General features: G+C 71.4%; 21 protein-coding genes and 1 riboswitch. Of the genes, 5 read left to right on the top strand and 16 right to left on the bottom strand.

Annotated elements, in window-relative coordinates:
• Positions 1 to 61: 61 nt before the first annotated feature.
• From H0524_RS23925 to H0524_RS23940, 4 genes are all read right to left on the bottom strand, one after another.
• Complete coding sequence (locus H0524_RS23925) at positions 62 to 913, bottom strand: menaquinone biosynthetic enzyme MqnA/MqnD family protein (protein WP_180200672.1); 852 nt, start codon at positions 911 to 913, stop codon at positions 62 to 64.
• A gap of 132 nt (positions 914 to 1,045) precedes the next feature.
• Entirely contained in the window at positions 1,046 to 3,199 is a 2,154-nt protein-coding gene (locus H0524_RS23930; protein WP_180200673.1) for an AAA family ATPase, read from the bottom strand.
• A 229-nt stretch (positions 3,200 to 3,428) separates the two neighbouring features.
• Positions 3,429 to 4,355, bottom strand: a complete 927-nt coding sequence (locus H0524_RS23935) for a hypothetical protein (protein ID WP_180200674.1) — start codon at positions 4,353 to 4,355, stop codon at positions 3,429 to 3,431.
• Positions 4,355 to 4,933: an RNA polymerase sigma factor gene (locus tag H0524_RS23940; protein ID WP_026322837.1), complete on the bottom strand. Its 579-nt coding sequence runs from the start codon at positions 4,931 to 4,933 to the stop codon at positions 4,355 to 4,357. The genes H0524_RS23935 and H0524_RS23940 overlap by 1 nt, the downstream gene beginning before the upstream one ends.
• A gap of 178 nt (positions 4,934 to 5,111) precedes the next feature.
• Here H0524_RS23940 and H0524_RS23945 point away from each other — a divergent pair, with 178 nt between their 5' ends.
• Positions 5,112 to 5,870 (top strand): VOC family protein, encoded by a 759-nt coding sequence (locus H0524_RS23945; RefSeq protein WP_180200675.1) that lies wholly within the window; start codon positions 5,112 to 5,114, stop codon positions 5,868 to 5,870.
• Here H0524_RS23945 and H0524_RS23950 read toward each other — a convergent pair.
• The 7 genes from H0524_RS23950 to mqnE all read right to left on the bottom strand — a co-directional run bounded on the left by H0524_RS23950 (position 5,857) and on the right by mqnE (position 13,026).
• Positions 5,857 to 6,672, bottom strand: a complete 816-nt coding sequence (locus H0524_RS23950; protein ID WP_180200676.1) for an ABC transporter ATP-binding protein — start codon at positions 6,670 to 6,672, stop codon at positions 5,857 to 5,859. The genes H0524_RS23945 and H0524_RS23950 overlap by 14 nt on opposite strands.
• Positions 6,669 to 7,781 carry an iron ABC transporter permease gene (locus H0524_RS23955; RefSeq protein WP_018727621.1) on the bottom strand — a complete coding sequence of 371 codons (1,113 nt, stop codon included), beginning with the start codon at positions 7,779 to 7,781 and terminating at the stop codon, positions 6,669 to 6,671. The genes H0524_RS23950 and H0524_RS23955 overlap by 4 nt, the downstream gene beginning before the upstream one ends.
• A 33-nt stretch (positions 7,782 to 7,814) precedes the next feature.
• The gene (locus H0524_RS23960; RefSeq protein WP_180200677.1) at positions 7,815 to 8,750 is read right to left on the bottom strand and encodes an ABC transporter substrate-binding protein; all 936 of its coding nucleotides are present in this window, start codon (positions 8,748 to 8,750) and stop codon (positions 7,815 to 7,817) included.
• An 80-nt stretch (positions 8,751 to 8,830) separates the two neighbouring features.
• Positions 8,831 to 8,976, bottom strand: a riboswitch (cobalamin riboswitch).
• Between the two features lie 61 nt (positions 8,977 to 9,037).
• Positions 9,038 to 10,918 carry a M14 family metallopeptidase gene (locus H0524_RS23965; protein ID WP_180200678.1) on the bottom strand — a complete coding sequence of 627 codons (1,881 nt, stop codon included), beginning with the start codon at positions 10,916 to 10,918 and terminating at the stop codon, positions 9,038 to 9,040.
• A 149-nt stretch (positions 10,919 to 11,067) separates the two neighbouring features.
• Positions 11,068 to 11,361 (bottom strand): DUF4229 domain-containing protein, encoded by a 294-nt coding sequence (locus H0524_RS23970; RefSeq protein WP_180200679.1) that lies wholly within the window; start codon positions 11,359 to 11,361, stop codon positions 11,068 to 11,070.
• A gap of 35 nt (positions 11,362 to 11,396) precedes the next feature.
• On the bottom strand, positions 11,397 to 11,819 hold the full coding sequence (locus H0524_RS23975; RefSeq protein ID WP_180200680.1) for a hypothetical protein: 423 nt from the start codon (positions 11,817 to 11,819) through the stop codon (positions 11,397 to 11,399).
• 37 nt (positions 11,820 to 11,856) lie between these two features.
• Complete coding sequence (gene mqnE, locus H0524_RS23980) at positions 11,857 to 13,026, bottom strand: aminofutalosine synthase MqnE (RefSeq protein WP_180200681.1); 1,170 nt, start codon at positions 13,024 to 13,026, stop codon at positions 11,857 to 11,859.
• Between the two features lie 266 nt (positions 13,027 to 13,292).
• Here mqnE and H0524_RS23985 point away from each other — a divergent pair, with 266 nt between their 5' ends.
• The 3 genes from H0524_RS23985 (at position 13,293) to H0524_RS23995 (ending at position 17,650) form a co-directional block, all read left to right on the top strand.
• The gene (locus H0524_RS23985) at positions 13,293 to 14,876 is read left to right on the top strand and encodes a C40 family peptidase (protein WP_180200682.1); all 1,584 of its coding nucleotides are present in this window, start codon (positions 13,293 to 13,295) and stop codon (positions 14,874 to 14,876) included.
• Between the two features lie 546 nt (positions 14,877 to 15,422).
• A complete protein-coding gene (locus H0524_RS25225; protein ID WP_180200683.1) occupies positions 15,423 to 16,040 on the top strand; it encodes a hypothetical protein in 618 nt (205 codons plus the stop codon).
• Positions 16,041 to 16,237: 197 nt separating this feature from the next.
• Positions 16,238 to 17,650 carry a DEAD/DEAH box helicase gene (locus H0524_RS23995; RefSeq protein WP_180200684.1) on the top strand — a complete coding sequence of 471 codons (1,413 nt, stop codon included), beginning with the start codon at positions 16,238 to 16,240 and terminating at the stop codon, positions 17,648 to 17,650.
• Positions 17,651 to 17,684: 34 nt separating this feature from the next.
• Here the strand turns inward: H0524_RS23995 and H0524_RS24000 are convergent, their stop codons facing one another.
• Positions 17,685 to 18,785, bottom strand: a complete 1,101-nt coding sequence (locus H0524_RS24000) for a PLP-dependent cysteine synthase family protein (protein WP_026184715.1) — start codon at positions 18,783 to 18,785, stop codon at positions 17,685 to 17,687.
• 114 nt (positions 18,786 to 18,899) lie between these two features.
• Positions 18,900 to 19,358 (bottom strand): Lrp/AsnC family transcriptional regulator, encoded by a 459-nt coding sequence (locus tag H0524_RS24005; protein ID WP_018217205.1) that lies wholly within the window; start codon positions 19,356 to 19,358, stop codon positions 18,900 to 18,902.
• A gap of 270 nt (positions 19,359 to 19,628) precedes the next feature.
• Between H0524_RS24005 and H0524_RS24010 the strand changes: the two genes are divergently transcribed.
• Complete coding sequence (locus H0524_RS24010; RefSeq protein WP_018217206.1) at positions 19,629 to 19,901, top strand: BldC family transcriptional regulator; 273 nt, start codon at positions 19,629 to 19,631, stop codon at positions 19,899 to 19,901.
• 51 nt (positions 19,902 to 19,952) lie between these two features.
• On the opposite strand, the gene H0524_RS24015 is transcribed toward H0524_RS24010, so the two are convergent.
• Genes H0524_RS24015 through H0524_RS24025 form a run of 3 tightly spaced genes read right to left on the bottom strand, consistent with a single transcriptional unit; the run spans position 19,953 to position 23,048 of the window.
• The gene (locus tag H0524_RS24015) at positions 19,953 to 20,582 is read right to left on the bottom strand and encodes a UbiX family flavin prenyltransferase (RefSeq protein ID WP_180200685.1); all 630 of its coding nucleotides are present in this window, start codon (positions 20,580 to 20,582) and stop codon (positions 19,953 to 19,955) included.
• Positions 20,583 to 20,637: 55 nt separating this feature from the next.
• Entirely contained in the window at positions 20,638 to 21,588 is a 951-nt protein-coding gene (mqnP, locus tag H0524_RS24020; RefSeq protein WP_180200686.1) for a menaquinone biosynthesis prenyltransferase MqnP, read from the bottom strand.
• Positions 21,588 to 23,048, bottom strand: coding sequence for a menaquinone biosynthesis decarboxylase (locus tag H0524_RS24025; protein WP_180200687.1), 1,461 nt, complete (start codon positions 23,046 to 23,048; stop codon positions 21,588 to 21,590). Before H0524_RS24025 ends, mqnP begins: the two co-directional genes overlap by 1 nt.
• Positions 23,049 to 23,087 lie beyond the last annotated feature (39 nt).

Below are 23,087 nucleotides of genomic sequence, written 5' to 3' on the forward strand. Positions count from 1 at the left end.
GCGGTCAGCGCGGGCCGCAGCGGTCAGCGCGGGCCGCAGCGGTCAGCGCGGGCCGCAGCGGTCAACCGACGAAGCGGGCCGGGCCGTCGGCGGGAAGCTCGGGGACGACGCCGGCGGCAGCGGCCCGGCGGGCGAACTCGCGCAGCCCGGCGACCTGGCGATCCCCCAGGCTGAAGTCCAACCTCCGAAAGTACGTCGCCAGCGTCTCCGCGTCGAAGCTCTCCCAGCGGGCCGCCGCCGTGGCCACCTGGTCCAACTCGGCCAGGCAGAGGTCCCGGGACCGCAGGAACGCCTCGTGCACCTCCTTGACCAGGCCGGGATGGGCGGCGGCGAAGTCCCGGCGGACCGCCCAGACGGCGAAAACCATCGGCAGCCCGGTCCACTCGTTCCACGCCTGACCGAGGTCGGTGACAGTGAGGCCGCGGGACGGCGCTTCCAGGAAAGCCCGCAGCGCCACATCGCCGATCAGCACCCCGGCGTCCGCCTCCAGCAGCATCTGGGTGAGGTCCGGCGGGCAGCGGAAGTACTCGGGCCGTACCCCGTACCGCTCGGCGAGCAGCAGCTGGGCCAGCAGCACGCCGGTCCGCGAGGTCGACCCGAGCGCGACCCGGCGCCGGTCGAGGTCGGCCAGCGGGCGGGTCGAGACGACGTTGACCGAGAGCACCGGTCCGTCACTCCCCACCGCGAGATCGGGCAGCAGCAGCAGGTCGTCGGCGTTGCGCAGGTACTCCACCAGGGTGATCGGGCCGATGTCGAGATCACCGGCGACCAGCGCGGCGCTCAACCGATCCGGCGAGTCCTTGTGCAGGTCAACGTCGATCAGGGCGCCCGAGCGCATCAGCCCCCAGTAGATCGGTAGGCAGTTCAGGAACTGGATGTGCCCGACCCGAGGGCGTGCGACCGGCTCTACCATGCCCCGACCGTATCGCCGCCACCGCGTACCGCGACGCCGGGTCAGGGCCGAAGTGGCCAACACCGCAGCCACCGCCGGAACCCGAGGTCATGCGCTTGTCTTGGCCGGCCGCCAGGGGCCCGGCGGCGTGAGTCACGCCGGGGCGGGCACCGCGGCGCCGGTGGCCTGGTCGAGCGCATCGGTGGCGAGTACGCCGGGCAACGGGCGGGCATGCAGCACCGTCAACCGGGTCACCGCGCGGGTGAGCACGACGTAGAGCCGGTGCAGTCCGCGCGGCTCCGCGTCCACGATCTCGGCCGGTTCGACGACGATCACGTGGTCGTACTCCAGGCCCTTGGCCAGCGTCGCCGGGACGACGGTGACGCGCCCGCTCTCCGGGGCGTCGAGTCCCCCGGGCTCTTCCCCGGCCGCGACGAGCGCGGCCCGCAGCTCGTCCAGGTGCCGGTCAGCGGCGATCACCCCGACCGACCCGGGTAGCGAGCGGGTAGCGGCCAACTCCGCGACCACCTCGGCGGCCAGGTCGTCCACCCGGCGCAGGACGAGACCGCCGTCCGAACGCAGCGACACCGCTGGGGGGACGTTCACCTCCAGCGCGGGCAGGAGTCGGTTGGCCAGCGCCACCACCGCCTCCGGTACGCGGAACCCGGTGGTCAACGGCACCACCGCCGCGTCCGGCTTACCCAGGTGCCGCAGTGACTCCGCCCAGTCGGTCGCCGCCCACGGTGCCGTGCCCTGGGCGAGGTCACCGAGGAGCGTGATCGACCCGTGGGTGGTGCGCCGGGCGATGGCCCGACACTGCATCGGGGAGAGGTCCTGCGCCTCGTCGATGATGATGTGGTGCAGGCTCGACTCCCGCTCTAGGAGCCCGGCGGCCTCGTCGAGCAGCACCAGATCGGCGCTGCTCCACCGGACGCTCTTGACGCTCCGGAAGCGCCGGGGCCAGCGCAGCGCCTGACACTCGGTCTCGGTGAGGATGCCCTCGGCGGCGCGGGCCAGCGCCTCCGCGTCGCTGAGCAACTCGAAGACGAGGGACTGCGGCGTCACCGCCGGCCAGCAGGCGTCGAGGAACTCGACCACCGGTTTCGCCTTTCCCATCCGCCGTTGCCACGGCTCCCCCGGTGACTCGCCGGAGCGCGTCTCGGCCTGGCGTTGCAGCAGACCGACGACCCGGGCGCGGACCCGTTCCCGGCCGAGCAGGTATGCGGGATCCTCCCGCCGGGTGTCGTCAACCAGGCGGGTGAGCACCCCCGGATCGATGCGCCACCGGTAGGCCCCGTCGGATACCTGGATCGCGGACTCCGCTCGCCCCAGCCGGGACCAGAGCGCCCGCCGCAGCACGGTGGCCATCCGGGGGTCGTGCTTGATGACCTCGGCCTCGACCGGATCAACACCGGAGACCGGCACCCGCCCGATGAGCCCCTCCAGGGTGGCCTGCCGCACCTCCAGCTCACCGAGCGCCGGCAGGACCGCCGAGATGTAGCCGAGGAACGCCGGGTTCGGCCCGAGAATCAACACGCCGGTACGCCGAAGCCGTTCCCGGTGCAGATAGAGCAGGTACGCGGCCCGGTGCAGACCGACGGCGGTCTTGCCGGTTCCGGGTGCACCCTGTACGCAGATCGAGGTGTCGAGGTCGGCGCGAACCAGCTCATCCTGCTCGGGCTGGATCGTCGCGACGATGTCGCGCATCGGCCCGACCCGGGGGCGTTCGATCTCCTCGATCAGGATCTTGCTGGTGGTGCCGAACTCCTCCCCCTGGTCGAGGCGTTCGTCTTCGAAGCTGGTCAGGTCGCCGCCGGCGAACCCGAACCGACGACGGGTCCGTACGCCCTGCGGGTCACGGACGCTGGCCTGGTAGAAGGCGCGGCTGACCGGCGCTCGCCAGTCCAACACCAGCGGCTCACCAAGCTGGTCGGTTACGTGCCGTCGTCCGATGTGGTACCGGCCGGGCACCGGGCCCGCTCCCGGCTCGGGGGCGGGACCGGGCTCAGCGGCAGCTCCGGGCTCGGGGCCCGCTCCCGCCTCGGCGGCCCCGTCGAGGTCGAGGCGGCCGAAGAACAGCGGGGTACGGGGGTCGTCGGCCAGTTCGGCCACCCGGCGGGCCAACGCCACCCCGAGGGTCTCGGCGGAGAAGGGGTCCCCGGCGATCTTCGCGCCGACGGCGTACATGGCTTCGGCGTGCTCGCGCATCGCGTGCAGGGCGGCCCGCGACGTGGCCATGTGCGCACGCTCGGCGTCGAGTTCAACAGTGAGGTCAACGGTACGGTCAGCGGCGTGATCGGCGGGCATGACGGCGGTTCCTCCGGGTCGACAGGGTGACCTGGCCGCCCGGCCACCCATGTCGGGTACCGGCTGTGCCTCGGCGCGGCGCGAGGGCGCACGGATCGACCAGCCTAGCCCGTCCAGCCGCTCCCATCGACGGATTTTCGCTGGCAGCCGCCGACAGCAACGCCGGCACTTCCTCCAATCGGCAACGACACTTCACCGGGTTGCACGATGCAGAGCTGCACCTACCCCGCTACCGGGTCCAGCGTTCGGCGGGCCGGCAGTCGGCGACCAACGGCGGCTCAGGATGCGGCTCGTCCTCGCCGACCACCGGGGGGTTGATGATCTGGCCGGACGGGTCGACGTAGCAGTGCTCGAGCTCCCAGACCCCGTGGACCAGCAGCCGACGGTCGATCTCGTTTCGGTCGGCGTCGTAGCTGACCAACTCGGCGTTCCGATTGACCTCGGCACCCTTGGTGACCAGCCCAAAGACCCCGGAGGCGAGCCGGGCGGTGGTCGACCCGCCGTCGCCGTGTTCGAGGACGAGGCGATGCACGCGGGCGCTGATCCGGCCGCTCACGGCCACGTCGCCGCCGTCGGCTTCAGTCGAGCTGAGGCTGAGCCACTGCACCGGACCGGGCAACCAGTCCCGTTGCGGCCAGTGCGCAACGCCGCCGAGGCCCCCGCTGGGCGCTCGTCCAGCCCGGAGCCGAACGTCGCAGGTGAGGTAACCCGCCTCCGTCAGGAAGAGCAGGGCGGCCGTGTCGTCCCGTTGGGCGGCGACCGCCAGGTCATCCTCTGTCACCGCCGGCCAGGAAGCCCCCGGCGCACCTCCTTCGCTGGCGCCGCCGCCTTCGGCTGAATTCTCGGTGTGCAACGGCTCCTGCGCATTCCAATCCAGACACTGCTCGACCGACTTGTGCAACGTCGGGCTCAGCTCGGTTGGACCCATCGCCACTAGTTCGAACCCGCCGGAGGGCTCTGCTCCGGGTAGGCCCGGCCTGCCAACGAGTAGGACCGCGCTGACAGCCACGACCGCCGTGGCCGCCACGACGGCGACCCGCAGCCGAGTCGGACGTCGCTGCGGCCGGCTGATCGTGTTGAGCAACTCGGCGCGCATCCGGGTCACTTGCCGGGCGGGCAAATCCCGCTCGGGGGGCGGGTCGAAGAGCTCGGTCATCACTGCTCCTGCCTGTTGTCGGTGCTGAATATCCGGGCCAGCCGGGCCCGGGCGCGACTCACCCGAGAGCGGAGCGCGACCTCGCTGATCCCGAGCACGGTCGCGGCCTCGGCGTAGGGAACGCCGGACCAGAGACACAGGGCGACCGCCTCCCGCTCCGCGCGAGGCAGCCGGCGGACCGCCGAGAGGACCGACGCCATCCGGCGTTCGTCGTCCAGCCGACCGACGACCTCGTCGGCGGGGTCGGCGTGGGCCTCCCGCTCCTGCGGCACCCGGCGCAGCAGCGCCCGCCATCGCCGGGCGGAGCGCCACTCGGTACGGGCGGTGTTGGTCGCCACCACCAGCAGCCAGGGCAGCGCGGAACCGTCAACCAGGCGGGCCTCGCCGCGCCGACGCCAGGCCACCAGGAACGTCGCCTGGGTGATGTCCTCCGCGACCGACCAGGAGCCGCAGAGCCGGAAGGCATGGTTGTAGACCGCACGGGCGTACCGCTCGAACAGCTGACCGAACGCGGCCTCGTCACCGCCGGCCAACGCCGACCAGAGTTCCTGGTCCGGTGGGTGCAATCGGGTTGTCACACCTAACCCTGTCCGGCCGGACCGATCTTGTTGCACGCATGGCCGGACTCGGTGGCCCCCCATGTGTGGGTCGCCGCTTGGGTCATGTTTCCCCGTTTCCCGCCGGGTGGACCGTGGCAGTGTCATCATGCGGGTCGGGGCCGTGCCACCGTGGCCGCCCCGGACGAGAGGGGTTGACGTGGGCATCGTTCCGGCGGGCACGCCCTGCTGGGCTGACCTGGCCGCGCCGGACCTCGACGACGCGCGCCGCTTCTACCCGGAGCTGTTCGGCTGGACCGGCCGGATCGCGCCGGAGCCCGAGGCGAATGGCTACACCGACTTCCTCCGCCGCGGCCAGGCGGTGGCGGGTGCCGGGCTGCCGGCCGTTCCCGAGCAGGTGCCGATCTGGTCGATCTACGTCGCCGCCGACGACGCCGACCTGGTGGCCGCGCGGGTCGAGGAGGCCGGCGGGCAGCTCGTGGTGTCCCCCTTCGACGTGCTCGACCGCGGTCGGATGGCGGTGTTGAGCGACCCGGCGGGCGCGACGCTGTGTGTGTGGCAGCCGTTCCGGATGCCCGGCGGCGAGGTCTTCGGGGTGCCGGGGGCAATGAGCTGGACCGAACTGGTCACCCCGGACCCGGAGGGCGCGAAGGTCTTCTACGAGCTGGTCTTCGGCTGGCAGCCGGACGAGCCGCCAACCGGTTCGGCCGGCCACACCGGCTGGCGCCTCGGCAGCCAGATCGTCGCCGGGATGACCGCCCCACTCGGCGACTACCCGGCCGGCGCGCCCGCGTACTGGTCGGTGTATTTCGGGGTGGCGGACGTGGACGCGACCGCCGCCCGGGCCGCCGCCCTGGGCGGGGCGATCCTGGTGCCGCCCCGCGACACCGCGGCCGGTCGCTGCACGGCCCTGCGCGACCCACAGGGCGCGCTCTTCAACGCGATCACCCCGCCCTGATCTCCAGCATCCCGTCGGGTGCGGAGGCGGGGCGGACGGGTACCACCAGTGGGCCGTACTCGCCGTCGATCACCTTCACGGTGGCGCGGTAGTGGCGAGCCAGCAGCTCTGTCGTGAGCACCTCCCGGGGGGTGCCGACGGCGGCCACGTGACCGTCCGCGAGGAGCACCATCCGATCGGCGTACTCGCCGGCGATGGAGAGATCGTGCATGGTCGCCACCACGGTCAGGCCGTGCGCCCGGCGAAGCTGGTCGACCAGTTCGAGGACGTCCTGTTGGTGGCCGATGTCCAGCGCGCTGATCGGTTCGTCGAGCAGCAGCAGGGTGGCCCCCTGGGCGAAGGCCCGGGCCAGGAAGACCCGCTGCCGCTCGCCACCGGAGAGGGTGGCCAGTTCCCGGGCGTGGAATCCGGTGAGGTCCAGCCGGTCCAGGACATCGTGCGCGGCGGCCAGGTCGGCGGTGGACTCCCGGCCCAGCGGCGCGATGTACGGGGTGCGGCCGAGTAGCACGTAGTCCAGGACCGACATCCCGGCCGGCACCACCGGCGACTGGGCGACCGTCGCCACCACCCGGGCCCGGTCCCGGCGACGCAGCTGCTGGATCGGCGTACCGAAGAGGGAGACCGCGCCCCCGGTGGGCAGCAGGCCGCCGACGGCGCGCAGCAGCGTCGACTTGCCGGCGCCGTTCGGGCCGATCACGGTGACCCACTCGCCGGCGGCGACGCTCAGGTCGACCCCGGTGAGGATGGGTACGCCGGCCAGCCGGACCCGCAGGTCGCGTACCGCCACCGCCGGTGCGCTCATCCCAGCACCCGCCGGGCGCTCCGCAGGACCAGGACGAAGAAGGGGCCGCCGAGCAGCGCGGTCACCACACCGATCGGGATCTCCTCGGGGGCGGCGGCGGTACGGGCGACCACGTCGGTGAGCGCCAGGAACGCCCCGCCGAAGAGCATCGACAGCGGCAGGATCACCCGGTAGCTGGAGCCGGCGAGCAGTCGTACGGCGTGCGGCACGATGATTCCGACGAAGCCGATCAGCCCGGACGCGGAGACCGCGGCGGCGGTGCCGAGGGAGGCGGCGGCGATCAGCAGGTAGCGGGACCGTTGCGGGTGCAGGCCCAGGCTGGTCGCCTCGTCGTCGCCGACCGAGAGGACGTCCAGTTCCCGCCGGTGCAGCAGGACCACCACGGCGGTCAGCAGGAAGTACGGCAGGACCAGCCGTACGTCGTGCCAGCCGGCGGTGGCGAGCCGCCCGAGCAGCCAGGCATAGACCTGTTGGATGCTGTCCGAGTTGCGTTGCAGCAGGTACGTCTGTCCGGCGGAGAGGAAGGCGGAGACCGCCACCCCGGCCAGGATCAGGGTCGCCGGTGATCGGCTTCGGCCGCCGGCGGAGCCGAGCAGGTAGGTCAGCGTGACCGCGCCGATCGCGCCGACGAAGGCGGCCAGCGGGATGGTGACCGGCAGCCCGGTGACCGCCCCGCCGACCCCGCCTGCGGTGATCACCACGGTGACCGCGAACCCGGCGCCGGCCGCGACCCCGAGCAGGTACGGGTCGGCCAGCGGGTTGCGGAACACGCCCTGGTAGGCGCCGCCGGCCAGGGCGAGCAATCCGCCGACGAGCAGGCCGAGTACGGCCCGGGGCAGGCGCAGCTCGGTGATGATGGCGACCTCCCGCTCGGTGAGCCCGCTGTCGAGGCCGACCCCGGGGAGGAGGTTCAGCAGCTCGACCGCGACGCTGCCGGGTGGCAGGCTGACCGGGCCGAGGGAGACGCCCGCCACCAGGGCGGCCAGCACCGCGGCCAGCCCGGCGACGAGCCAGCGGGGCCGCAGTCCGGCGGGCCGAGCCGCGGCTGACCGCCCCGCCGGCCCGCCGGTGGGGCGGTCGGCGGGGCGCTGGGTTACCACCTGCCGCATGGGGAGGCCTCTGCTATCGCCACCAGCCCAGCGTCACGCGGGGACCTTGGCGGTCGCCTCGATGATCGTGCGGAGCAGGTCGACGACGCGCGGGCCCCACCGGGAGGCGATGTCGTCGTCGAGCGCGACGACCTGGCCCTCCTGTACGGCGGTGATCGTCGACCAGCCGGGTCGGTCCTGGACCGACGCGACGCTCTGCTGGCAGCACTTGGTGTCGGCGAGGAAGATGAAGTCCGGGTTGGCCTGGACGATGACCTCCTCGGAGAGCTGCGGGTAGCCGCCACTCGCGCCGTCCGCGTCGGCCGGGTCGGCGATGTTCTCGAGCCCGGCGAGCGCGTAGAGCGAGCCGATGAAGGTCTTGCTGGTGGCGGTGTACAGCTCGGGGGCGAGCTCGTGGAAGTAGGTGAGCTTCTCCGCCCGCTCGGGCAGGTCCGCGACCAACTCCGCGATGTCGTCCTGCATCTGGCTGACCACGTCGGCGGCCTCGCCGGGATGCCCGGTCAACGCGCCGACCTCGGTGAACTGCCGATAGGTGTCGTCCAGCGTGACCGCAGCCGGGGTGAGGAAGACCGGGATCTTCAGCGTGGTGAGCTGGTCCACGATCTTGTTCTGGTCGCTGGCGAGCAGCACCAGGTCGGGGTTGTGGGCGGCGATCGCCTCGGCGTTCGGCTGGAAGCCGGAGAGGTCGGTCCGCGGTGCCTCCGCCGGGTGGTTGGAGTTGTCGTCGACCGCGACGACCTGCGGCCCCGCCCCGATCGCGAAGAGCATCTCGGTGGCGGTCGGCGACAGCGAGATGATCTTCTCCGGCTGCTCTTCCAGCGTCAGCGAGCCAACCGTTACCGGGAAGGTCGCGGCGCTGGACGCGCCGTTGTCGGCGGGGGAGTCGGTGGTCTTCTCGGCGCAGCCGCCGAGCGCGAGCGCGGCCACCGCGAGAGCCGCGGTGAGGAACCGGGGGGTACGTCTGGACATCGGGCCTCCTGTCGGTCGAGGAGTTGCTGCTTCGCCGACAGGGACCGAGGCGCCCGTCCACGAGGCGCCCTTCCTCGAGAGCGCATATCGCGACCGACCGCAGGCGACCTGACTCGTCCCCGGGATGACCCGGGGCATCACAGTTGCGGGACAGTGCCGGTTTCTCACCGGCTTCGCTGCGGGATGGTCGGTAGCACCGTAACGCACGGTCGGGCCGGCGCCCGGAGGGCCGCAGACGTGTGACGAGGTGGGGTGGGGGCCCCGCGGGACAGGGCCCCCACCCGGATTCAGGAAACGGTGATGGTGACGTTGTCGACGGCAGCCTCGACGAGGCTCCCGCCGGCGGCGTCCGCCGCCGCCACCTGGATCTGGATCGACTGGCCGGCGTACGGCGTCAGGTCGAGGTTGGCCACCGACCAGGAGGCGCTGCGGTTGGTCGCCGCCCCGGCCTGGTTGAGCAGGGTGGTGGTGCCGCCGCTGTGCACGACGCTGACTCGGAAGTAGTCGGCCGAGGAGGCGTTCGAGTAGTGCGCCAGGTACCAGGCCAACGAGAGCGTCAGCGTGCCGCTCGAGGGCAGGGCCACCGCCGGGGAGCGGGCGCTGGTCACGCCGCCGTCGATGTCGTGGGTGCCCACCGAGGAGCCGGCGAGCCGGCCGGTGACCAGGTCGTTACCGCCCGCGTACGGGGTGAGCTGCTTGGCGCCGGAGTAGCTGGTCGCCTGGGCGGCACCCCGCTCCCACTGGCCGGTGGTGGCGGTGTCGGTGCCGTTGGGGTTGATCGTCCAGCCGGTCGCGGTCTCGAAGGTGTCCGCCCAGACCGTCTCCCCGCCGCCGCCACCGCCGCAGTACTGGTCCTCCTTGCCGATCGCCCGGTACGGGCAGTCGGCGTACTCGGAGAGGAGCAGCACGGCTTCGCGGTTGCGGGCGGTCTCCGCCGGGATGACCTCGTCGGGTGGGTAGAAGCCGCCGCCCGCGGCGGAGCCGGGGTACAGCTCGAAGGTGTACGCCCAGATCCCGTGCGCCCCCCACATCCAGTCGATGCTGCTGCCGTCGGTGATGTAGAGGTCACTGGACTGCTGCGGGGTGTAGCCGTTGGTGGCCGCCATCTCCCCGCCGATGGTGGCGAAGGTGTTGTACTGGTCGGCCGTCATTCCCGGGGCGGTGTTGCTGTACGTATAGCCGAACGGCCAGAGCACCAGCTCGGAGTAGGTGTGGAAGTCGATGTTGGCCTTGATCTGCTGGACTCCGCCCACGACCCGGCTGTCCACGAAGTCGCGCACCGCATCGGTCTCCGGGGCGGAGAAGGGCGACGGGCCCCGGTAGGTGCTCGACGAGGTGGAGCCGGAGGAGCCGCCGCAGCAGCCCCAGAGGTAGTCCCAGTTGCGGTTCAGGTCGGTGCCGACCCAGGACGAGCCGCTGTTCGGCTGCCGATTCTTGCGCCACGACCGGTACGAGCCGGTGGCGATGTCGTACTCGCTGCCGTCCGGGTTCACGGTCGGGATGATCCACAGCTCCCGGCTGTTGACCACGTTGGTGACCCGGGAGTTACTGCCGTAGTTGTCGGTGAAGAGGTTGAGCAGGTAGATCGCCATCTCCACGGTCAGGTGCTCCCGAGCGTGCTGCTGGGAGTTGAAGAGGATTTCTGGTTCGTCCTCGTCGGTCCCGACATTGTCGGAGATCTTCACCGCCATCAGGTCCCGGCCCTCGTGCGAGGTGCCGATGCTGATCTTCCGCGCGATGCTGGGGTGCTCCGCCACCACCTGGTTCACCACCGCCGTCAGCTCGGCGTAGTTGTGGTAGTCGGAGTCGGCGGGCGGAAAGTCGGAGATGCCGACGTCCCCGTGGTCGTGGTCGTGGCCGGTGGGGGCTACCGGCACCTCCTCCAGCTCGAAGCCCAGCTTGGTGATCGCGGTGGCCTCGGCGGCGGTGGCGGTGACGTGCAGGACACCGTGCTCGGAGTAGTCGATCGCGGCGCCGGTGCTGGCGACCGCGCTGCGGTCGGTCACGGTACGCGGGCCGAGCACCCGGTACTGGACGGCGGCCGACTCACCGGTGGCCTCCGGCGTGGTGTTCGCGGAGACCGGTGACGCGGCGAAGGTGAGCAGGCCGAATCCCGCGGCGACGACGAGCGCGAGGCGGCGGCGGAGGGTAGGGGTGCGGAAGGCCATGGACAACCTCCTGACAAGCGCGGGAAACCTTTCCCGCCTGGTACCGCACACTCCACCACTCAGCGCATGGTCATATCAATATTCTTCCATGTATAAATTCGATGGCGAAGCCGGGACATCCCGGCAGCGGCCCGAGTTTCCCGGGCAGATCAGGACTTCGGCGCGTCCCCGCCCGACTCCGTCGAATCCGTCCCGGCCTCATCCTCGCCGGCCAGCGCCGAGCGCAGCCGCTCCTTCTCCGCGCGCCGCCGCTCGGTGGCGGCAGCCATCTCCTCGGCCATCTCCTCCCGCCACGGCCGCAGCAGGAAGAAGGAGAGCGCCGCCGAGAAGATCAACGCCACCATCAGCTTGATAAAGAGATTCAACTCCACGAACCAGAGGGCCGCCAGCACGACGACAAACAGCCCGATCCGGCCCAGCGTGTACTTGACCGCCGCGCTCATCTCCGTACTCCGTTCTCCGCCGTCGACGGGCGGCCTCAGCCCGTCCTCCGGGCCAGCCACCGCACCCCGTGGAACCACACCACCGCGTATCCGACGGTGAAGGCCACCGCGCCCAGCCCGCCGGAAACCACCGGCGGCAGGTCAGCGGTGAAACCGGCCACCACCAGGCCGAGGGTCAGCCCCACGGCTCCGGCCGCCAGGCCCGCCACCACCCGGGCGGCGCCAAACCCCCAGGCGCGGAAGTCATCCCAGTAGAGCCAGGCCGGCAGGATCACCGCCAACCACCCGTTGGCCTGGCCGAACTCCCCCGAACTGAGCGAGCTGAAGCCCAGGTCCAGGGTCGCCAACGCGAGCACCCCGACAACCCAGCCGGCCAGGCTCACCCCGAGCAGGTCGCCCAGGGTCAGCACCCGCCCCTCGGCATCTCGCCGGGGAATTCTGTTGCGCTGCTCGGTCATGGCCCTACGAGGGTACGCGAACCGCCGACCAGCACGATCAGGCCCACACCTGCTGCGGCTGGGCGCGACGCTCGGCGAGCGGGGGCGCGGCGTCGTACTCGCGCACGACGTCGTACCGGGTGTTGCGCTCGACCGGGCGGAACCCGGCATCCCAGATCAGATCCAGCAGGTCAGTCCGGTTCATGGTGCTCGGCGTGCCGTACGAGTCGGCGTCATGGGTGATCTTGTATTCCACCACCGAGCCGTCCAGGTCGTCCACGCCGAAGTTCAGCGACAGCTGGGCGACCGATAGCCCGTGCATCACCCAGAAGCACTTCACGTGCGGGACGTTGTCGAAGAGCAGCCGGGACACCGCGTACGTCTTCAGCGACTCCGCCGGTGAGGCCATCGTCGTCCGCGCCTGGATCTGGTTACGGATCTTGCCGTCCGCCGAGTCGACGAAGTCATGCTGGTAACGCAGCGGGATGAAGACCACGAAGCCGTTGGTCTCGTCCTGCAGCTCCCGCAGCCGCAGCACGTGGTCAACCCGGTGCCGGGGCTCCTCGATGTGCCCGTACAGCATGGTTGACGGGGTCTTCATGCCCTTGTTGTGCGCCAACCGGTGGATGCGCGACCAGTCCTCCCAGTGGCAGGCGTGGTCCACGATGTGCTGCCGCACCTCCCAGTCGAAGATCTCCGCACCGCCGCCGGTCAGCGACTCCAGGCCGGCGTCCATCAGCTCGTCCAGGATCTCGTCGGCGCTCAGGCCGCTGATCTTCTCGAACCACTGCACCTCGGTCGCGGTGAAGGCCTTGAGCCGGACGTTCGGCAGCGCCGCCTTCAGCTCACGGAGCACCTTCGGGTAGTAGCGCCATGGCAGGGTGGGGTGCAGCCCGTTGACGATGTGCAGCTCGGTGAGCTGCTCGTCCTCCATCTCCTTGGCCTTGCGGACCGCCTCGTCGATCCGCATCGTGTACGCGTCCTTCTCGCCCGGCTTGCGCTGGAACGAGCAGTACGCACAGCTGGCGCTGCAGACGTTGGTCAGGTTCAGGTGCCGGTTGACGTTGAACATCACCCGGTCGCCGTTGCGCTCGGTCCGCCGGTGGTGTGCGAGCCGCCCCAGCCAGGTCAGATCGTCGCTGTCGTAGAGGGCGATCCCGTCCGCGCGGGTCAGCCGCTCGCCGGCGTACACCTTCGCTTCGAGCTCGCGCTTGAGTCCGGCGTCCATCTCCAGCCCCGTCCCTTCCGCCTGCGGTCCCGGTCGAGCCTACGTGGGCCGGCGAACCAACAGTCAGCGCGGGCGGTGGGCCGCGACGAACCTCACCGCTCTCCGCCGTCGCCGTTACCCAAACTCTCAGCCACTCGTAACCCGGCCACACATCGACACTGCTGCCCGCGTGCGATAAGACAGGGTAGGCCGAGCGCGACACACCACTGGTAGCGTCCGGCCACCGTGTGCACCCAATGCACGGATTGACCCAGACAAGGAGCGGAATGGGCGACAGCGGCTACGGACGGCTACCTCGACGAAACCCAGTGATCTCGCCGGTGCTCCGTCCCAAGCTCTGGTCCGCGTTGCTGGGCGTCATCGCCGCCGGTGCCCTCAGCGCGCCGGTCTACGCCGATCCGCCGCTGCCCGACACCGTGCCCGACAGCGGCGCCCGCCCGGTCCTGTCCGGCCCGCTCAGCCTGCCCGGCGGTCAACCGCTCGCCCCGTCGGCCACAACGCCGGTCAACAACCTCATCAACGGGCCGCTCGCCGCCCAGATCTACGCGGCCGAGGCCCGCATCGGCCAGCTGAGCGACGAGCTACTCCTGCTCAAGCAGCAGCGCACCGAGGCGGAGGCACAGCTCGTCGCCGCCGAGCAGGAGCTGAACGTGGCCCTGACCGCGCTGGCCAAGGCTCAGTCGCGCGCCGATGCCGCGGCCGCCGAGGCGCTCAAGGCGGCTGCGGCGCTGCCCTCCGCGCCCTTCGCCGACGATCTCCAGGATCTGAGCGAGCTCTCCGGCCTCGCCCGGGGGAAGGACGTCGCCGGCGGGGAGACCACCGCAGCGACCCGGGAGCTCAACCGCGCCCGCGCCGACGAGCAGGCCGCGCAGCAGGTGATGACGGCGGCGCAGTCTCGGCTGCGTTCCGTCAACACCTCCTACGCCAGCACCGAGCAGGCGCTGCAGAGCGAGAAGGCGAAGCTCACCACTCTCCGCCAGGACAACGCCGCCCAGCTGCTGGAGCTGGAGCGTCAGCAGGAGGCGGCGGAGCAGGCGCTCGGCGCGCAGTGGGTCGCCAACGAAACCGCGAACGGGCTCGCCGCGCACCCCACCGCCCGCGCGGCGGTCCGCTACGCGCTGGACCAGCTCGGCGACCCGTACCTCTGGGCGGCCGAGGGACCGGATCGGTTCGACTGCTCGGGCCTGATCTGGGCCGCCTACCGCTCGGCCGGCAACCGCAGCCTGCCCCGGGTCTCCCGCGACCAGTACTACGCGACCCGGCACCGCACCGTTCCCCGGACCGGCCTACTCCCCGGTGACCTTCTCTTCTTCGCCTCCGGCTCGAGCTGGACCAGCATCCACCACATCGGCATGTACATCGGCGGCGGGCGGATGGTCCACGCCCCGAGCAGCGGCGACGTGGTCAAGATCTCGACTGTGACCTGGTCGCGCCTCTACGCGGCGACACGAGTGGTCGACGGGGTCCCCGCGCCCACGCCAACCCCGACGCCCACACCGACCGCCTCGGCCAGCCCGAAGCCGACGCCATCGCCCTCGACCAGCCCCAGCACCACCCCATCGCCCTCGACCAGCCCCAGCACCACCCCGTCCCCCTCGACCAGCCCCAGCACCACCCCGTCCCCCTCGACCTCACCAACCAGCCCCCCGCCCCCCACGACCAGCCCCAGCACCACCCCGTCCCCCACCACCTCGCCCTCGGCGTCTCCGACCAGCACCCCACCGCCCGCCGCCTCATCCTCGGCACCCCCGCCCCCCACCATCTCGCCCTCGGCGGTACCGACCGGCAGCTCATTCCTGCTGGGCTTCGACAGCTCATTCCGGCTGAGCCTCGGTTCGTTCCTGCCGTAGCCGGCGCGACCGCGCCGCACAGCCGGCCCTACGGTCGCGCCGCACCCGTAGCCGGACGCCCGGGGTGACCCGGCAGACCGCCGGTAGCCCTGCTCCAGCTGTGCTAGCTGGACGGAATGTGGCACGGTGAGACCAGGCATTCCCGGCTCGGGTGACACGAGTCCGGGTGCGAGCACGGCGCGGAGGGCGAACATGGCCGAGCAGAACGACCCGGTGGACCCATCCGCCGCCGACACGACGGTCATCCGATCGGGGACGGGGCAGGCCTGGGTTCACCACCAGGCTGGTCCCAGAGAGCCCGAGTCGATGCAGCCACCCGAGCCGGTGCGACCGCCCGAGCCGGTGCGACCGCCCGAGCCGGTGCGACCGCCCGAGCCGGTGCGACCGCCCGAGCCGGTGCAGCCACCCGAGCCTTCCGTTCCAGACCCAACTCCACCGGCACCCGAGCCGGCGCCGGTCCCCGGTCCCCACCCGCCCGGGCCGATCCGACCACAGCCGGCGCCACCTGCCCCGGTACCCCCGGCACCGGCACCACCTGGGCCGCCGGTGCCCGCGCCAACAGACCCGGCGCCGACCTCCCCGTTCCCGCCACCACCGGCCACCTCCGGCGGCAGCACCGGGCCGCCCGGGCGAGCCAATGCCCCCGCGCCCGGCCCATTCCCCGCCCCGCGCACCGCGACATCGCCGGTCTCCGGGGTCCACCCGGAGTCACCACCGCCGACGGCCTCGGCTGCCAGCACCCAGGCCTTCCCCGCAACTGGCCACCGGCACCCCACCGCGGCCCCGGCCGCCGCCACCCAGGCCTTCCCCGCGGCGGCCCCGGCCGCCGCCACCCAGGCCTTCCCCGCGGCCGGCCACCAGCAACGGCCGGGCACCGGGCGCCGAAACCCGCACGAGGGTGACCTGAGCAGCCTCTACGGTGACGGATCGGGCCTGTCCACCGTCGTGTTCCCGGTCAACCCGGTGGAGAACTCGGGCTCCCTGACCGGGCACATCCTCGCCCAGGGCCGGACGGAGATATCGAACGAGCAACGCTCCAGCAATACCCGGGTGCTGGTCGCCCTGGCCGCCTCGCTCGCCCTGCTGGTGACGATCGGTGTGGTGGTCGTCCTCATCGCCAACAATGCGCTGGACGGGGCGTTCCAGAACCTCTCCAGCGGGTGAGCCCGCCCACTGTGCCGCGGCGGGTGTACGGCGCGGTGGGACATCGCCGTACACTGGCGCGGAAACTGACCTGGCGCGCCTCTTCGCGCGCCCATGGGCGATCTTGCGGGTGATCCGGCGGCATTCCGCCGCGGCGGCCATCGCGAAGATGCGCCCCACTCGAAAGGCCATTCTTGACCACGTCGATCGACCCTGGCATGCCCCCGTCCACCCCCGAACTCGTCGACTTCGCCGCGCTCGGCCTGCCCCAACCCCTGGTCCGGACATTGACCCGGCAGGGGATCACCACTCCGTTCGAAATCCAGCGCGCCACCATGCCGGATGCGCTCGCCGGCCGGGATGTTCTCGGCCGCGGCCAGACCGGCTCCGGAAAGACGCTGGCGTTCGGCCTCCCCCTGCTCGCCCGGATGGCGGACGGGGAACGGGCCCGCTCCCGACACCCGCGCGCGCTCGTGCTGGTACCGACTCGGGAGCTGGCTATGCAGGTCAGCGACGCCCTGTTCCCGCTCGGCCGGGCGGTCGGGGTGTTCCTGCGGACCGCGGTCGGCGGAGTCCCCTACGACCGCCAGATCAGTGCCCTACGACGTGGCGTCGAGGTACTGGTGGCCACACCTGGCCGGCTCGCTGACCTCATTGAGCGGGGCGTCTGCCGCCTCGACGACATTGAGGTCACCGTGCTGGACGAGGCGGACCAGATGGCCGACATGGGGTTCCTGCCCGAGGTCACCGAGCTGCTGGCGAAGACTCCCGCCGACGCGCAGCGGCTCCTCTTCTCGGCCACCCTGGACCGGGACGTGGACACGCTGGTACGGCGCTTCATGACCGACCCGGTCACCCACTCGACCGCGCCACCGACGGCCGCGGTGGCAACGATGGATCATCACCTGCTGCTGATCCCACCGCAGGACAAGTTCTCGGTCGTCGCGTCGATCGCGGCCCGGGAGGGGCGGACGATGGTCTTCGCCCGGACCCAGCTCGGCGTGGACCGGCTGGTGGGGCAGCTCGCGGCAGTCGGGGTACGCGCCGGCGGCCTGCACGGCGGCAAGACCCAGCGGATGCGTACCCGCACCCTGGCCGAGTTTCGGGAAGGCCGGACGAATGTCCTGGTCGCCACCGACGTGGCCGCCCGCGGCATCCACGTCGACGGCGTATCGCTGGTGCTGCACGTTGACCCGCCGAAGGATCCGAAGGACTACCTGCACCGAGCAGGGCGGACCGCACGGGCCGGCGAGACCGGCGCGGTGGCGACCCTGGCACTGCCGAAACAACGCCGCGGCACCCTCGCCATGCTGGAGAAGGCGGGTGTGTCCCCGGCACAGACCCGGGTGCGAGCCGGCGACCCGGCACTTGCCGAGCTGACCGGCGCGCGGGAACCGAGCGGCGTACCCGTCCGGGACGAGCCCGAGCCGCGCCGACGCGCCGGCCGGCCAGACGGGGCTCGCCGATTCCCGGACCGACACCGCCGCGGCGAACCGGTGCGTTCCGGCGATCGCCGCCACCCGGGCCGGCCGGCAGAGGGCCGGTCGGAGCGACCGTCGACGGAAGGCCGGTCGGAGCGACGGTCGGGGGATCGGCGGTTCGGCGGTCGGCCAGCCGCGAGCAGCTACTGACCCGGCCGGCGCCGGGCCGGCCGGAGGGCACTCCTCAGGCCGGCCAGGCGCCGGTGGCCAGGAACCGTTCGATGGTCGCTAGATGTGGGGCGAGATCGAGCCCCTGGGCGGCCACCCAGTCGTCGGCGTAGTAGGTGTCGGCGTAGCGGTCCCCGGCGTCACAGATCAGGGTGGCCACCGAGCCGGTCTTCCCCTCCGCGAGCAGGCCGGCGATCAGGCCGAAGGCACCCCAGAGGTTGGTGCCGGTCGAGCCACCGACCCGACGGCCGAGCACCGCGGAGCCGGCCCGCATCGCGGCCAGCGAGGCGGCGTCGGGCACCTGCACCATCCGGTCCACCACCGACGGCAGGAAGGATGCCTCCACCGTCGGTCGCCCGATGCCCTCGATTCGCGAGCCGCGGCCGGTGCACACCGACCAGTCGGAGGCCTGCCAGGCCGGATAGAACGCCGAGTTCTCCGGGTCCACCACGCAGAGCTTCGTGGGCAGCCGCCGGAAGCGGGTGTACCGGCCGATGGTGGCGCTGGTGCCGCCGGTGCCGGCCCCGACCACGACCCACGCCGGCACCGGGTGCCGCTCCAACGCCAGCTGCGAAAAGATCGACTCGGCGATGTTGTTGTTGCCCCGCCAGTCCGTGGCCCGCTCGGCGTACGTGAACTGGTCCATGAAGTGGCCGCCGGTGTCCTCGGCCAGCCACCGTGCCTCGATGACCACCTTGGCCGGGTCGTCCACCAGGTGGCAGCGCCCCTCCTGGAACTCGATCTTCGCGATCTTCTCCGGCGAGGTGGACGCCGGCATCACCGCGATAAACGGCAGCCCCAGCATCCGGGCGAAGTACGCCTCGGAGACCGCCGTCGACCCCGAGGATGCCTCCACGATCGTGGTACCCGGGCCGATCCACCCGTTGCAGAGCCCGTAGAGGAACAGGGAGCGGGCCAGCCGGTGCTTCAGGGAACCGGTCGGATGCACCGACTCGTCCTTGAGGTAGAGGTCGATTCCCCACTGCCGAGGCAGGGGGAACGGCAGCAGATGGGTGTCGGCGGACCGGTTGGCGTCGGCCTCAACGGCGGCAATCGCCTCGGTCACCCACCCCCGGATCGCCTCGTCACACCGGTCCAGATGAGTCACGCCCAGCAACCTAGCAAGCCGGGCCGGCACGGCCTGATCCTGGCCCACGCGCAGTGACCGAGCTCCGCGCGGGAGTACACCGGGCCCGGCGGGCGGGTTGACGTCGGCGGAGAGCCGGCTGGGTCAGGCCGGCGGTGTACCGACGGGCTGGGGGCGGTTCTCCCACTTAGTCGACAGGGCGATCCCGGTACGGGTGGAGGCGACACCGGGCGTACGGTTCAACCGTACGATCAGCGCCTCCAACTCCCCGATAGTGCCGACCCTCGCCTTGAGCAGGAACGACTCCACCCCGGCCATGAAGTAGCAGGACTCGATCTCCGGAATGGCGCGGAATGACTCCAGCACGTCGTCGGTGTCCGCGGCGGACTCCTCAATGATCTCGATAAGGGCGGTCACGCCCAGCCCGATGCTCTCCGGCTCGATCTCGGCTCGGTACGCACGGATGACTCCACTGGACTCCAGCTTGCCGACCCGCTCGTGCACTGCTGGTGCCGAGAGTCCCACCTGGCGGGCGAGCTCGGCGTACGAGAGGCGGGCGTTGCCCCGCAGCAGTTCGATAAGGTTCAGATCGATCGCGTCCACGGACTGTAGACCCTAGTAGCACCGACCGGCCCTCGGGCGTCCGGTCCCGATGGTCGGCCCCGCGCCCTGTCATTGTTGACGAACCAACCGCAACAGGGCACCGCTACGGGTACCATTGCCTAACCTCCTGATCAGTGCTTTTCTCGCGTTTGGCGGACACGACTGACTGCCGGTGCTGTAATTGCCATACGTCCCTCATGACGGCTCTGGGCTCGCACCGCCGGGGGCAGTGTGTTCAGCCGGGGGCTTCGTCGATGCGAGGAGGGGGCTGTGGACACTGGAGATCGCCTGCTGACGCCGGGCGAGGTCGCCGCGCTGTTTCGGGTGGATCCGAAGACTGTGACCAGGTGGGCGGCGGCTGGCCGGATAGGCAGCATCCGAACTCCGGGCGGGCATCGCCGATTTCGGGAATCCGAAGTTCGGGCCCTGCTCGAGGGCGAGGGAATGTTGGACGAGGCGGAGGGGATGGAGCGACCGAACAACGCTGGTCCCGCCGCCCCGACCGGCCCCGGACCTGGCCCGGCCAACGCCGGGATGTACTGAGGGCGATGGCCGGCGGCTGATCGCCGCCCATTCCGCGCCGCCACCGCCAGCTCAGGAGCGCGCCGCTCCCAACTCACCCGCCCAGCGACGGAAGAGCGTGTGCGGCACACCCAGGGCGTCCAGCACCTTCCCGGCGACGAAATCGACCAGTTGGGCGGCGGAAGCCTCCGCTCCCGCACCGTAGAAACCGGGGCTGGCGGGCAACACCACCGCACCGGCGTCGTGCAACGCGATCAGGTGCTCCAGGTGGCTGCGGGTCACCGGTGTCTCCCGGGGCACGACGACCACCGGGCGGCGCTCCTTGAGGTTGACCTCGGCAGCGCGTTGCAACAGGTCCTTGGAGAGCCCGATGGAGATCCCGGCACAGGCTGCCGTACTCGCCGGGACGACCGCCATCCCGCGCGCCCGGTAGGAGCCGCTGCTCGGCCCGGCGGCGAGATCGCCGGCCGGCCAGTGCCGGAGATCGGCGCCGCTCAGGTCGCGCCCCAGCCAGGTGGCGAGGTCCTCCGCCCAGTGCCCGTCCCGAAACGACCGCCCGGTCTCGTCCAGGATGGTCAGCCGGGCCGCCCGGGACACGATCAGATCAACGGCTTCGCCCGCGTCCAGTAGGGCCCGCAGGACAGCAGCCGCGTACGGCGTGCCGGAGGCTCCGGAGACACCGACCACCCATGGTTCACGCATGGTCCCAGCCTGCCTGGTCACCCTCGACCACCGACGGGCACCCCCGGTTCCCTGGTCAGGGCCGCAGCCCGAGGCGTACCACCAGGTCAAGCAGGGCGAAGCCGAAGAGCGCGATCCCGACGAAGCCGTTCGCGGTGAAGAAGGCCCGGTTGACCCGGCTCAGGTCGGTCGGGCTCACCACCACGTGTTGGTAGGCGAAGGCGACCGCGGTCAACGCCAGCCCGATCCACCAGAGCCAGCCGAAGCCGACCAGGGCGCCGAACCAGACGAAGAGCACGAAGGTCACCACATGCGCGACGGTGGAGGCGTGCAGCGCGAACCGCAGCCCGTACCGGGCCGGAACGCTGTGCACACCGATCTCCCGGTCCACCTCGGCGTCCTGACAGGCGTAGATCAGGTCGAACCCGCCGATCCACAGCCCGACCGCCACCCCGAGCAGCCAGGCCGGCCCGGAGCCGGCGAAGGTGCCGGTCACGGCGAGCCACGCACCGACCGGGCCGACTGCCTGCGCCACCGCCAGGACCGCGTGTGGCCAGTTGGTGAACCGCTTCGCGTACGGGTAGCCGACCAGCGGTACGACCGCGAGCGGCGCCAGCACCAGACAGAGGGGGTTCAGCAGCGCGGCGGCGACCAGGAAGACGGCCAGGGCGATGCCCGCGCCGGCCCAGGCCGTACGCAGGTTGACCACCCCGGTCACCAGTTCCCGGTTGGCGGTGCGCGGGTTCAGCGCGTCGATCCGCCGGTCCAGGATCCGGTTTGCGGCCATCGCGAACGTCCGCGCCCCGACCATCGCCACGGTGATCAGTAACAGGTCGAGCCAGCGAACCTGACCGCCGTTGACCTGCATCGCGGTCAAGGCGGAGAGGTAGGCGAAGGGCAGCGCGAAGACGGAGTGCTCGATCGCCACGAGGTCGAGGAACGCCCGGATCCGCCCGCGCGGGTCCGCGCTGGCCGATGCGGCGCGGGCCGAGACGGCGAGGTCCCGCGGATCGAAGGAGCCGGACATCAGATGCCGTACTCCTTCCAGCGCTTGTCGACCAGCGACACCACCTCGGGGGACATGGTCATCTCCTCGGGCCAGCCCCGGGTGTAGCCCTCGCCGGGCAGCTTGCGGGTGGCGTCGACGCCGGCCTTGCCGCCCCAGAACTGCTGGTACGAGGCGTGGTCCAGGTGGTCCACCGGCCCCTCGGTGAGCAGCAGGTCCCGGGCGTAGTCCACGTTGCCGAAGGCCCGGAACGCGACCTCGTTGTAGTCGTGAACGTCGCAGTCCTCGTCCACGACCACGATCAGCTTGGTCATCGACATCAGGTGCGCACCCCAGATCGCGTTCATCACCTTCTGCGCGTGCTTCGGGTAGCGCTTCCGGATCGACACGATCGCGCAGTTGTGGAAGACCCCGGCGGCCGGCAGGTCGTAGTCGACGATGTCCGGGATGAGCAGCTTGAGCAGCGGTTGGAAGATCCGCTCGGTGGCCTTGCCCAGGCCGTGGTCCTCCTGCGGCGGCTTCGAGGTGACGATCGAGTGGTAGACCGGGTTGCGCTGCATGGTCATCGTCTCGACGTGCAGGACCGGGAACGGCTCGACCGGCGTGTAGTAGCCGGTGTGGTCCCCGAACGGCCCCTCGGGCAGCCGCTCGCCGGGCTCCAGGTAGCCCTCGAGCACCACCTGGGCGTGCGCCGGCACCTGGAGGGGCACGGTCAGGCAGTCGACCATCTCGACCCGTTCCCCCCGCAGGAAGCCCGCGAACAGGTACTCGTCGATGTCGCCGGGGAGTGGGGCGCTGGCGGCGTACGAGATCACCGGGTCGCAGCCGATGGCGATGGCGACCGGCAGCCGCTGGCCGAGCCGCTCGGCGACCGCGTGGTGGGCGGTGGAGTCCTTGTGGATCTGCCAGTGCATGCCCAGCGTGTTCCTGCTGTGCTGCTGCAGCCGGTAGAGGCCGAGGTTGCGTGCGCCCGTCTCGGGGTGCTTGGTGTGGGTCAACCCGAAGTTGTGGAAGACGCCACCGTCGCCGGGCCACATCTGCAGGCCGGGCAGCCGGTTCAGATCGACGTCGTCGCCCCGGTACACCACCTGCTGGCAGGGGGCCGTCTTCACCTTGCGCGGCGGCACCGACTTGAGCTGCATGACCTTGCCGAGGCCCTCCCGGATACCGCTCCAGCCGACCGGCAGCTCCGGTCGCACCAACGCACCGATCCGCGCCCCGATCTCGTCCAGCGACTCGACGCCGAGCGCCATCGCCATCCGCTTCTCGGTGCCGAACAGGTTGATCGCCACGGGCATCTCGCCCCGGGTCGGCTGCTCGAACACCAGCGCCGGCCCCCCGGCGCGAACCGTCCGGCTGACGATCTCGCTCAGCTCCAGCGTCGGATCGACCGGAACCTCCACCCGCCGTAGCTCGCCCGCGCGCTCCAGCGCCGCGAGGAAGTCCTTCAGATCGGAGTACGGAAAGCCACGAGCCGCCATACCCGCAAGTCTCCCCCACCACCCGGCCCGCCACCCCAG

It is taken from the genome of Salinispora sp. H7-4, from assembly GCF_013416675.1.
GTDB classification, from domain to species: Bacteria; Actinomycetota; Actinomycetes; order Mycobacteriales; family Micromonosporaceae; genus Micromonospora; species Micromonospora vitiensis.